This window comes from Rhizobium sp. Nf11,1, assembly GCF_050587665.1.
Taxonomy (GTDB): Bacteria; Pseudomonadota; Alphaproteobacteria; order Rhizobiales; family Rhizobiaceae; genus Rhizobium.
In genome coordinates this window covers 48,365-60,756 of record NZ_JBOBHU010000004.1, presented here as the reverse complement: position 1 = coordinate 60,756, position 12,392 = coordinate 48,365, and the positions used below count along the sequence as shown (strand labels likewise).

The following is a 12,392-nucleotide window of genomic DNA, read 5'->3' as shown; positions in this document are numbered from 1 at the left end:
AAGGCTGTTTGGTATGACAAAGTGTTCCTTTTTCCGCGCCATTTTGGTCGCAGTCGGTCTGATGACCACTGCCGTCTTTGCGACGCCGGCCAATGCGCTCGTCACCCTCGACATTCGAAAAGGCAACGTTCAGCCGCTGCCGATCGCGGTGACGGATTTCCTGCAGGGCGATATGGGTGCGCAGGTCTCGCAGGTGATCGCCGCGGACTTGCAGCGTTCCGGCCTTTTCGCACCCATCAACAAGAGCGCCTTCATTGAAAAGATTTCCAACCCCGATGCCGCGCCGCGGTTTGAGGATTGGAAGGTCATCAACGCCCAGGCGCTGGTCACCGGTCGTGTGACGCAGGAGGCCGATGGACGTCTTCGCGCCGAATTCCGTCTCTGGGATCCCTTCGCCGGGCAGCAGATGACCGGGCAGCAGTTCTATACGCAGCCGGAGAATTGGCGCCGTGTGGCCCACATCATCGCCGACGCGATCTATAAGCAGATCACCGGCGAAGAGGGATACTTCGACACCCGCGTCGTCTTCGTCTCCGAATCCGGCACCAAGCAGCAGCGCAAGCGCCAGCTGGCGATCATGGACCAGGACGGTTTCAACGTGCGGACGCTGACCGACGGCAGCGATCTCGTGTTGACGCCGCGCTTCTCGCCGAGCCGGCAGGAAGTCACCTACATGTCCTTCGCCAACCAGCAGCCGCGCGTCTACCTGCTGCAGCTCGAAACCGGGCAGCGTGAAGTCGTTGGCAACTTTCCCGGCATGACCTTCTCGCCGCGTTTTTCGCCTGATGGCCAGAAGGTGATCATGAGCCTCCAGCAGGAAGGCAATTCCAACATCTATACGATGGACCTGCGCTCGCGCACGACGACGCGGCTGACCTCGACGGCGGCGATCGACACCTCGCCCTCCTATTCGCCTGACGGTGCCCGCATCAGCTTCGAAAGCGACCGCGGCGGCAAGCCGCAGATCTACGTGATGAACGCCGATGGCTCGGGCCAGACCCGCATTTCCTTCGGTGACGGCTCCTATTCGACGCCGGTCTGGTCGCCGCGCGGCGATCTCATCGCCTTCACCAAACAGTCCGGCGGCAAGTTCTCGATCGGCGTGATGAAGCCAGATGGCTCGGGCGAGCGCATCCTGACGTCCGGCTTCCACAATGAAGGCCCGACCTGGGCGCCGAACGGCCGTGTGCTGATGTTCTTCCGCCAAGCGGCAGGCGCGGGTGGCCCGCAACTCTATTCGATTGATCTGACTGGTTATAACGAGCAGCTTGTGAAGACGCCGAGCTATGCATCCGACCCGGCCTGGTCGCCGCTGCTGGAGTAGCGAGTGCATCACTGCCTTTATGTCGCCTCAAAGTCGTGGAAACCGGGCGACACGGGACAAATCAGTAAACTGTTAACCATAATCTTTGAGGGGCGGTTAACCGAGTGCGGTTACTGTCCGGAAACCCTGATGAACTCGCAAGGAGACCGGCCATGAGCCGAATTCATACCCCGGCAATGAGCCGTATGCAGAATTTCGCCCGCAACCCTGTCATGATCGCGCTTCTGGCCGGTCTCGCGCTTGCAAGCTGCGCGAACAAGAAGAACGGCGGCATGCCGAACAGCGCCGGCGACATGGGTCTCGGCGCAGGCGCCGCGACGCCGGGCTCGACCCAGGACTTCACGGTCAATGTCGGTGACCGCATCTTCTTCGATACCGACTCCACGTCGATCCGCGCCGATGCCGCTCAGACGCTCGACCGTCAGGCACAGTGGCTCGGTCGTTACCCGAACTACCAGATCACTGTTGAAGGCCATGCCGACGAACGCGGCACCCGCGAATACAACCTCGCACTCGGCGCCCGTCGCGCTGCTGCCACCAAGGACTACCTCGCTTCGCGCGGTGTTCCGGCACAGCGCATGAAGACGATCTCCTACGGCAAGGAACGTCCGGTCGCCGTCTGCGACGATATTTCCTGCTGGTCGCAGAACCGCCGCGCGGTCACCGTGCTCGGCGGCGCCGGCATGTAATCTTCGGATATCATTCGTTTTCGCAGAGGCGGTCCCGCAGCGGGCCGCCTTTCTTTTTGACCACACTTTGGCCAGACTCCGTTGCTTTTTGACAGCAATTGGAAAAATCTCCTGTTCGTGCCTCATGGCGCGAAGAATCACTGGGACAGGACGATACATATGAAAAAACTTGTCGTGGCAGGCATGCTGTGCCTGGCGGCTATCACCGGGAGCGAACGGGCGGCTTATTCGGCCTCGTTCTTCGGGCTGCATCTCGGCGGCCGATCCGCGGAACAGCAGCCGGCCCCGCCCGTCGTCAAGGTGCAGAGCGGAGACGCGGAAATCCGCGTGCAGCAGCTCGAAGAGCAGATGCGGCAGCTGAATGGCCGAATCGAGGAGATGAGCTTTCAGCTTCTGCAGATGCAGGAGACGATCCGAAAGCAGCAGGAAGACAATGAATTCCGCTTCCAGCAGCTCGAAAAAACCGGTAGCGGTGGCGGCGCCAAGGCTCCGGTCAAAAAGAGCGAGACCGATGCCGCTCCGGCAGCGTCCGGCAGCGACGACGTCGCCAGAGTGATTCAAGCACCGCAGGGGGCCGAAACGGCTCCCTCCACCGATGTGCCTGCCAATACCGGCCTCGGCCAGCCGCCGAAGCAGCTCGGCTCGATCGAGTTCGACCAGAACGGCAATGCGATCGGCGGAAGCGTCGATGAAAACGCCACCATCGGTTCCGGCCCGGTTCCCACTGCCAACAGCGGCACGCCGCAGCAGACGGCCTCGCTCGGCGGCGAGGCGGATCAGTATAAGTCAGCATATGGCCACGTGCTCTCGGGCGATTACGGCACGGCCGAGCAGGAATTCAATCAGTACATCGCCCGTTACCCGAGCAGCGCACGCGCGGCGGACGCCAATTTCTGGCTCGGCGAAGCGCTCTATTCGCAGGGCAAATATAACGAGGCGGCCAAGACTTTCCTCAACGCACATCAGAAATACGGCAGCTCGGAAAAGGCGCCGGAAATGCTGTTGAAGCTTGGCATGTCGCTTGCTGCCCTCGACAACAAGGAAACCGCCTGCGCGACCCTGCGCGAAGTCTCGAAGCGTTATCCGAAGGCGTCACGCGCCGTCATAAGCAAGGTTGCGAGCGAACAGAAACGCCTCGCCTGCTGAGGTCTTCCGGAATGTCTCCGGACGCCGCATCGCCTCGACAGGCGATCCGCCAGTTTCTCGCATCGCTTCGAAGTCCTGCGCGCATTCTCGTCGCGATCTCTGGCGGCAGCGATTCTACCGGCCTGCTTCTCCTCCTCGATGAAGTCGTAAAGGCCGCGCCCCATCTTGAAATTTCCCTTTGTGCCGCGACCGTCGACCACGCGCTGCGTGCCGGTTCCGCAGACGAGGCGCGAGAGGTCGCAGCCCTCTGTGCAGCCCTCGGCATTCCCCATATGAGCGCCACATGGCAGGGCGAAAAACCGAAAACCGGCATCATGGCCGCGGCACGCGAGGCCCGTTACAGCCTTCTAGCCGAGGCGGCCGAAGCGCTCGGCGCCAACCTCATCGTCACCGGCCATACGCTTGACGACCAGCGCGAAACGCTTGCCATGCGTGGCATGCGAACGGAGCAGGTTTCGACCGGTATTGCCGATGCCGTGCTTTTCGACCGGCGATTCTGGATTTTGCGTCCGCTTCTATTTTCCACTCGGATGGATATCCGCGCTTTCCTGCGGGCGCGGGGCGTGCGGTGGATCGACGATCCGAGCAATGAGGATACGAATTACGAGCGTGTGCGGATGCGCCGGCAACTTTCGGCCCATACATCTGTGGAGAGGGATATACGCGCCGCCTGGGCGGAGCGGCTCACTCTCTCGTCTCGAGCCGCCGAATGGCTGGATCGCCATTTCCAGCTTCACGGCGGCGTGCTTGGGCAGGTGATGCCTGGCGGGTTGCGGCAGGACCGAGCGGTCCTCGACTATACGCTCGGCCGGCTGACGGCGGTATTCGGCGGGCAGCCATTCGCGCCGGGCAGGGTGAAGATGGAACGTATTCTCGCATTCGTCGCCGGCAGCAGCGCGCCGGGACGGATGACCGCCGGCAGAGTGGTGTTCGATCTGAGGCGCGACGGGCTTTATCTGGCGCGCGAGTACCGAGGGATGGTGCCGCTGATATTGCAGTCGGGGGAGACGGGGGTTTGGGATGGCAGGTTCCGTGTTGAAAACCGATTAGGAACGACCATGAGGGTGGAAGCTCAGGCCGCGCGCTCCTCTCTCATTCCTGTGCCTGGAATCCAGCCACCGCGCGTCGGCGCGGTGAATGACTCACCGATGCGTAACGAGTCTTCTGCGCCCAAGGACTTGGGCGCGCTGGATTCCTGTGACGAGCACAGGAATGAGGGAGGGCGAGGCAGGGGGCTTCCCACATCCGCATGGAAACGCGCAATCGCGTCGGCGCCTGCCTTATCCTCAGATGGAGCCTATTTATCTCCAGAATCCGCTTCAATGGTTGAACTGACGCCTTATTTCGCACCCTTCGACCGCTTTTTGACACGATTTGATTTCATCTTTGCCGACAGGCTTTCGGCGGTTTTCGCGATGGCGCCCTATGCGGGGCTGCCTTTAAGAAGTATTGACGGAAAAACCATCTGACTTGGGGGATTGCCTTGGCAATAGCGCGGGGCAACCCTATGTTAGAACCTAATAAGACGGTCGCCATGAGGCGGCTGTTGCAGTGCTGGGGAGTTCAATGAACCCTAACTTACGTAATTTCGCATTGTGGGCGATCATCGCGCTTTTGCTGATCGCCCTTTTCAGCATGTTTCAGACGGCGCCGGCGCAGACGGGCTCCCGCGATATCCCTTATTCGCAGTTTCTGCGTGAGGTTGATGCGGGCCGTGTGAAGGAAGTCGTGGTCACGGGCAACCGTGTCTCCGGAAGCTATGTTGAAAATGGCTCCACCTTCCAGACCTATTCGCCTGTCATCGACGACAGCCTGCTCGATCGCCTGCAGCAGAAGAATGTGCTGGTGTCCGCCCGTCCCGAAACGGATGGTTCTTCGGGTTTTTTAAGCTATCTCGGCACGTTGTTGCCGATGCTTCTCATTCTCGGCGTCTGGCTGTTTTTCATGCGGCAGATGCAGGGCGGCTCGCGCGGCGCGATGGGTTTCGGGAAATCCAAGGCCAAGCTACTGACGGAAGCGCATGGCCGCGTTACCTTTGAAGACGTCGCCGGCGTCGACGAGGCCAAGCAGGATCTCGAGGAAATCGTCGAATTCCTGCGTGATCCGCAGAAGTTCCAGCGTCTCGGCGGCAAGATCCCGCGCGGTGTGCTGCTGGTCGGCCCTCCTGGCACGGGTAAGACGCTGCTCGCCCGCTCGGTCGCCGGCGAAGCCAACGTGCCCTTCTTCACCATTTCCGGTTCCGACTTCGTCGAGATGTTCGTCGGCGTCGGTGCAAGCCGCGTGCGCGACATGTTCGAGCAGGCGAAGAAGAATGCGCCCTGCATCATCTTCATCGACGAAATCGATGCCGTCGGCCGCCATCGCGGCGCCGGTCTCGGCGGCGGCAATGATGAACGCGAGCAGACGCTCAACCAGTTGCTCGTCGAAATGGACGGCTTCGAGGCGAATGAAGGCGTGATCCTGATCGCTGCCACCAACCGCCCTGACGTTCTCGATCCCGCGCTGCTGCGCCCCGGCCGTTTCGACCGCCAGGTCGTGGTACCGAACCCCGACATCGTCGGCCGTGAGCGCATTCTCAAAGTGCATGCCCGCAACGTTCCGCTGGCGCCGAATGTCGATCTGAAGGTTCTCGCCCGCGGCACGCCCGGTTTCTCCGGCGCCGACCTGATGAACCTCGTCAACGAAGCCGCTCTCATGGCTGCCCGCCGCAACAAGCGCGTCGTCACCATGCAGGAGTTCGAGGACGCCAAGGACAAGATCATGATGGGCGCCGAGCGCCGTTCCTCGGCAATGACCGAAGCGGAGAAGAAGCTGACCGCCTATCACGAGGCCGGCCACGCCATCACCGCGCTCAACGTCGCCGTTGCCGACCCGCTGCACAAGGCGACGATCATTCCCCGCGGCCGTGCGCTCGGCATGGTCATGCAGCTTCCCGAGGGCGATCGCTACTCGATGAGCTACAAATGGATGGTCTCGCGCCTCTGCATCATGATGGGCGGGCGCGTCGCCGAGGAGCTCACCTTCGGCAAGGAGAACATCACATCGGGCGCCTCCTCCGACATCGAGCAGGCGACCAAGCTTGCCCGCGCCATGGTCACGCAGTGGGGCTTCTCCGACCAGCTCGGTCAGGTCGCCTATGGCGAGAACCAGCAGGAAGTCTTCCTCGGTCACTCGGTTTCGCAGTCGAAGAATGTTTCGGAAGCGACCGCGCAGAAGATCGACAATGAAGTGCGCCGCCTGATCGACGAAGCCTACGACCAGGCCCGCACGATCCTAACGGAAAAGCACGATGAGTTCGTCGCGCTTGCCGAAGGCCTGCTTGAGTACGAAACGCTGACCGGCGATGAGATCAAGGCTCTGATCCGCGGCGAGAAGCCGTCCCGCGACCTCGGCGACGATTCGCCGCCGAGCCGCGGATCGGCCGTTCCGAAGGCTGGGGTGCGGCCAGCCACCAAGGGCGATGAGCCCGAAGGCGGCCTTGAACCGCAGCCGCATTGAGCTGCGACACGATCTCGAAAAAGGCCGGATTTCCGCGATGGGAGATCCGGCCTTTTTCATTGGTAACGGGATATAATCATTTTTCTCGCTAATTTACGTGCCGATTGCCACAATTTGTGGCATTCCGCTGAAGAGAAGCAAGCATGAATCACGCTCCTGGACTGACGACAATCCATTGAAGCCGGATTTGCTTGGAACGATGCGCTGCCTTGAATGGCGCGCCAAAGCGCAGGAGTGCAGATGAAAAGACGCTATTTCGGTACGGACGGTATTCGCGGTCAATCCAACGTCTTCCCGATGACACCGGATCTTGCCATGCGGGTCGGCATCGCCGCCGGCACGATCTTCCGCCGGGGCAACCACCGTCATCGCGTCGTCATCGGTAAGGATACGCGCCTTTCCGGCTATATGCTTGAGAATGCGATGGTGGCAGGCTTTACGGCTGCGGGCCTCGACGCCTTCATTCTCGGCCCGATCCCCACGCCTGCCGTCGCCATGCTGACGCGTTCGCTGCGCTGCGATATCGGCGTAATGATCTCTGCTTCGCACAATCCTTATGAAGATAACGGCATCAAGCTGTTCGGTCCCGACGGCTACAAGCTGTCGGACGACATCGAGGCCGAGATCGAGGACCTGCTCGAAAAGGACCTGAACGCGCAGCTTGCCAAATCCGACGATATCGGCCGGGCCAAGCGCGTCGACGGCGTGCATGACCGTTATATCGAACATGCTAAGCGCACGCTGCCGCGCGACGTGACGCTGCAGGGACTGAGGGTGGCGATCGATTGCGCCAATGGTGCTGCCTACAAGGTGGCGCCCGCCGTGCTCTGGGAACTCGGCGCCGATGTCGTCACCATCGGCAACGAACCGAACGGCACCAATATCAATCTCAATTGCGGTTCCACCAGCCCCGTCGCATTGCAGAAGAAAGTCGACGAGGTTCGCGCCGATATCGGCATCGCGCTCGACGGCGACGCGGACCGCGTCATCATTATCGATGAGAACGGTTCGATCGTCGACGGCGACCAGCTGATGGCCGTCATCGCCGAGAGCTGGGCCGAGAGCCAGCAGCTGCGCGGCAACGGCATCGTCGCCACCGTCATGTCCAATCTCGGCCTCGAGCGTTTCCTCGACGAACGCGGCATGGCGCTTGCCCGCACGAAGGTCGGCGACCGCTACGTTGTCGAGCATATGCGCCAGCACAATTACAATGTCGGCGGCGAGCAATCGGGCCATATCGTGCTTTCGGATTACGGGACGACGGGCGACGGTCTGGTCGCGGCGCTGCAGATCCTTGCCGCGGTCAAGCGCACCGGCCGCACCGTCAGCGAGGTCTGTCGCCGCTTCGAGCCGGTGCCGCAGCTCCTGCGCAATGTCCGCATCAGCGGTGGCAAGCCGCTGGAGGATATTCAGGTCCAGAAGGCGATCGCCGATGCCGAAGCCGAGCTCGCCAGAAACGGCCGGCTCGTTATCCGGCCTTCCGGCACCGAGCCGCTGATCCGCGTCATGGCCGAGGGCGACGACCGCGCCCAGATCGAGCGCATCGTCAACGAGCTGATCGGCACGATCTCGAATGTCCGGACCGCTGCCTGACCCTGCAAGAACAGACAATCAAAAGGCCGGTGCGTGAGCGCCGGCTTTTTTTGTTGCGTAGGTGGCATGTATCACTGCGCAAACCATTTCATGACGCGGTCGATCTTCTGTTTCATGCGGCCGAGATGCTTGAAATCAAAGTAAACAAGCGTGGTTAAGCAGCTTTTAACGTTTCCAATTCATTATCCATGCAAAGCGTATCAGATTGGCAGCGACGGAGCTTGCCGACGCAACGGGATTTTGGAGTGAAATCCATGAAAAGAAGCTTGTCCGGCGTCCTCGCCGCATTCTTGATAGCGACAAATGCCTATTCTGCGGATCTCGCGCCTGCCGAGCCCATTCCGGAGCAGCCGCCGGAGGTGACCGTCAGCGAAGCGACCGGCTGGTATCTGCGCGGCGATGTCGGTTATGCTTTCACAGATCTGCGCGGCGCGCGCTATTTCCAAGGCAGCAACGCCACGGAGGTCGATTTCGACGACGCCGATCTCGATGACGCATGGACGGTTGGTGGCGGTGTCGGTTACCAGATCAACAGCTATCTGCGCACCGATCTGACTTTCGACTATCTCACCCAGGCGGATTTCAAGGGCTCGACATCTGGGCAGTGCGGCTTCCCGCTGGTGGATTGCACCTCGAGCGACCGCTCTTCGCTGACCGCCTACACGCTACTGGCCAACGCCTATGTCGATCTCGGCACCTACGGCTATGTGACGCCCTATGTCGGCGCCGGTATCGGCGGTTCCTACGTCAAGTGGAAAAACCTGCGCAACGTCGCCTGCGCCGACGACGGCAGCTTCTGCGACGATGAGGTGACCCATGGCGGCAAGGGCAACTGGCGCTTCACCTATGCGCTTATGGCCGGCGCCTCGATCGACGTGACCTGCAACATCAAGGCCGACGTCGGTTACCGCTATCTGCATATCGACGGCGGCAATATGTTCGGCTACGCCGATAATGGCGGCCCGGGCCGCGACAGGGGCCTCAACGCCCATGAAGCCCGCGTGGGCGCCCGCTACCTCTTCGGTGGCTGCGCTCAGCCGGTCGCCTACGAGCCGCCGGCAATCCCGCTGCAGCAGCCGGTCTACAAGTAGGCCGATCAACCATCGCATCAGAAAGCCGCCCTCGCGCCGGGCGGCTTTTTCATTTTTTCGCCACCCTGCCTGCGTCAAAATATCTACAGCTTGCGACACTTCGATCTTGACTATGACGCTTCCGATCCATACACACGGCGGCGGGACACCCTTCCCCAACGAAGGGCTTTCTATCTGAGAGGATAGCATCATGGCGAAGACCGCAAAGCCGGACATCCGTCCGCACAATACCCATTTTTCTTCTGGCCCCTGCTCGAAGCGCCCCGGTTGGTCGCTCGAAGCCCTTTCCGACGCGGCCCTCGGCCGTTCGCACCGCGCGAAGGTCGGCAAGGCCAAGCTCAAGCAGGCGATCGACCTTACCCGTGAAATTCTCGAAGTGCCGGCAGATTACCGCATCGGCATCGTGCCGGCTTCCGACACCGGCGCCGTCGAAATGGCGCTCTGGTCGCTGCTCGGCGAACGCGGCGTCGACATGCTCGCCTGGGAAAGCTTCGGCGCCGGCTGGGTCACCGATGTGGTCAAACAGCTGAAGCTCAAGGATGTGCGCAAGCTCGAAGCGGGTTACGGCGAGCTTCCCGATCTATCCGCCGTCGATTTCGACCGCGACGTCGTCTTCACCTGGAACGGCACGACCTCGGGCGTGCGCGTGCCGAATGCCGATTTCATTCCTGCCGACCGCAAGGGTCTGACGATCTGCGACGCCACCTCGGCCGCTTTTGCCCAGGAGCTCGATTTCGCCAAGCTCGACGTCGTCACCTTCTCCTGGCAGAAGGTGCTGGGCGGTGAGGGCGCCCATGGCGTCATCATTCTCTCGCCGCGGGCCGTCGAGCGTCTCACCACCTACACGCCGGCCTGGCCGCTGCCGAAGATTTTCCGCATGACCTCGGGCGGCAAGCTGACGGAAGGCATTTTCCAGGGCGAGACGATCAACACGCCGTCGATGCTCTGCGTCGAGGATTATATCGACGCGCTGCTCTGGGCCAAGGAGATCGGCGGTCTCCAGACGCTGATTGCTCGTGCCGATGCCAATGCCAAGGTCATCCACGATTTCGTCGCGGCGAACGACTGGATCGCCAATCTCGCCGTCAAGGCGGAAACGGCCTCCAACACCTCCGTCTGCCTGAAGATCGTCGACAAGGACATCACCGCGCTCGATGACGACAGCCAGGCGAATTTCGCCAAGGGCCTCGTCGGCCTCCTGGAAAAAGAAGGTGTCGCTTATGACATTGGCCATTACCGCGACGCGCCGTCCGGCCTGCGCATCTGGGCCGGCGCCACGATCGAAGCATCCGACATGCAGAAGCTGATGCCGTGGCTTTCCTGGGCTTTCGAAACGCAGAAGGCGCAGCTCGCTCAGGCCGCTGCCTGACGTGATCGCATCCGGCTCCGCCACTGGGCGGAGCCCCTGATTTCAATCATCGCTGAACACTTTTGAAGGAGGCCACAATGGCACCTCGCGTTCTCGTATCCGACGAATTGTCGGAAACCGCTGTCCAGATCTTCCGCGACCGTGGCGTCGAAGTCGATTTCGAGCCGCAGCTCGGTAAAGACAAAGATCGTCTGCTCGAAGTCATCGGCAAATATGACGGCCTTGCCATCCGCTCCGCCACCAAAGTGACGGAAAAGATCATCGCAGGGGCGACGAATCTCAAGGTCGTCGGCCGCGCCGGCATCGGCGTCGACAATGTCGATATCCCGGCCGCCTCGCGTCGCGGCATCATCGTCATGAACACGCCCTTCGGCAATTCCATCACCACGGCCGAACACGCAATCGCGCTGATGTTCGCCGTCGCCCGCCAGCTGCCTGCGGCCGATACCTCGACGCAGGCCGGCAAGTGGGAAAAGTCGAAATTCATGGGCGTCGAAATCACTGGCAAGACGCTCGGCGTCATCGGCGCCGGCAATATCGGCTCGATCGTCTGCGCCCGCGCTATCGGCCTGAAAATGCATGTCGTCGCCTATGACCCGTTCCTGTCCAAGGAGCGCGCCGAGGAGATGGGCGTCACCAAGGTCGAGCTGGACGAGCTTTTCGCCCGCGCCGATTTCATCACGCTGCACGTGCCGATGACCGACAAGACGCGCGGCATCCTCAACAAGGAAGCGCTGGCCAAGACCAAGCCCGGCGTGCGCATCATCAACTGCGCCCGCGGCGGCCTCGTCGATGAGGCAGCCCTTGCCGAAGCCATCAAATCAGGCCACGTCGCCGGCGCTGCCTTCGATGTCTTCGAGGTCGAGCCCGCCAAGGAAAGCCCGCTCTTCGGCCTGCCGAACGTCGTCTGCACGCCGCATCTCGGCGCTTCGACGACCGAAGCGCAGGAAAACGTCGCGCTTCAGGTCGCCGAACAGATGTCGGATTACCTCGTCAACGGTGCCGTCTCCAACGCCATCAACATGCCGTCGATCACTGCGGAAGAGGCGCCGATCCTGAAGCCGTTCATCCGGCTTGCCGACGTTCTCGGCGCCTTTGTCGGCCAGGTCACCGAAGAGCCGATCAAGGAAATCGAAATCCTCTATGACGGCGTCACCGCCAACATGAACACGCGGGCGCTGACGAGCGCGGTGCTTGCCGGCCTCATCCGCCCGCAGGTCGCCGACGTCAACATGGTTTCGGCGCCGATCATGATCAAGGAAAAGGGCATCGTGCTTTCCGAGGTCAAGCGCGACAAGACGGGCGTCTTCGACGGTTACATCAAGCTGACGGTGACCACCGAAAGCATGACCCGTTCGGTCGCCGGCACGGTGTTTTCGGATGGCAAGCCGCGCTTCATCCAGATCAAGGGCATCAATCTCGATGCCGATGTCGGCTCGCATATGATCTACATCACCAATACCGACGTCCCCGGCATGATCGGCTTCATCGGCACGACGCTCGGCACTGCCGGCGTCAACATCGCCAACTTCCAGCTCGGCCGCGACAAGCAGGGTGGCGACGCCATTGCGCTGCTCTATGTCGACGGCGAGGTGGATGATGGCGTGCTGGCGCAGTTGACGGCGCATCAGGCGATCCGGCAGGCAAAGCTGCTGACCTTCAACATCGACTAAAGCGCGTCG

Annotated in this window: 9 protein-coding genes; all 9 read left to right on the top strand. The window is 61.5% G+C overall.

All coding sequences use genetic code 11. The features are described from left to right. Positions 1 to 13: 13 nt before the first annotated feature. The 9 genes from tolB to serA all read left to right on the top strand — a co-directional run bounded on the left by tolB (position 14) and on the right by serA (position 12,383). Entirely contained in the window at positions 14 to 1,324 is a 1,311-nt protein-coding gene (tolB, locus tag ACQ7C1_RS08100) for a Tol-Pal system beta propeller repeat protein TolB (protein WP_430957919.1), read from the top strand. A gap of 152 nt (positions 1,325 to 1,476) precedes the next feature. Further along, positions 1,477 to 2,013, top strand: a complete 537-nt coding sequence (pal, locus tag ACQ7C1_RS08095) for a peptidoglycan-associated lipoprotein Pal (protein WP_011426686.1) — start codon at positions 1,477 to 1,479, stop codon at positions 2,011 to 2,013. Between the two features lie 159 nt (positions 2,014 to 2,172). Beyond that, positions 2,173 to 3,159, top strand: coding sequence for a tol-pal system protein YbgF (gene ybgF, locus ACQ7C1_RS08090; protein WP_430957918.1), 987 nt, complete (start codon positions 2,173 to 2,175; stop codon positions 3,157 to 3,159). Between the two features lie 11 nt (positions 3,160 to 3,170). Then, positions 3,171 to 4,628: a tRNA lysidine(34) synthetase TilS gene (gene tilS, locus ACQ7C1_RS08085; RefSeq protein ID WP_430957917.1), complete on the top strand. Its 1,458-nt coding sequence runs from the start codon at positions 3,171 to 3,173 to the stop codon at positions 4,626 to 4,628. 97 nt (positions 4,629 to 4,725) lie between these two features. After that, entirely contained in the window at positions 4,726 to 6,657 is a 1,932-nt protein-coding gene (gene ftsH, locus ACQ7C1_RS08080) for an ATP-dependent zinc metalloprotease FtsH (protein WP_085779317.1), read from the top strand. A 240-nt stretch (positions 6,658 to 6,897) separates the two neighbouring features. After that, positions 6,898 to 8,250 carry a phosphoglucosamine mutase gene (glmM, locus tag ACQ7C1_RS08075; RefSeq protein ID WP_011426682.1) on the top strand — a complete coding sequence of 451 codons (1,353 nt, stop codon included), beginning with the start codon at positions 6,898 to 6,900 and terminating at the stop codon, positions 8,248 to 8,250. A gap of 254 nt (positions 8,251 to 8,504) precedes the next feature. After that, the gene (locus tag ACQ7C1_RS08070; RefSeq protein ID WP_430957916.1) at positions 8,505 to 9,341 is read left to right on the top strand and encodes an outer membrane protein; all 837 of its coding nucleotides are present in this window, start codon (positions 8,505 to 8,507) and stop codon (positions 9,339 to 9,341) included. A gap of 190 nt (positions 9,342 to 9,531) precedes the next feature. After that, entirely contained in the window at positions 9,532 to 10,710 is a 1,179-nt protein-coding gene (locus ACQ7C1_RS08065) for a phosphoserine transaminase (protein ID WP_085779314.1), read from the top strand. Between the two features lie 77 nt (positions 10,711 to 10,787). Further along, positions 10,788 to 12,383 (top strand): phosphoglycerate dehydrogenase, encoded by a 1,596-nt coding sequence (gene serA / locus ACQ7C1_RS08060; protein WP_183698890.1) that lies wholly within the window; start codon positions 10,788 to 10,790, stop codon positions 12,381 to 12,383. The last annotated feature ends 9 nt before the right edge of the window (positions 12,384 to 12,392 follow it).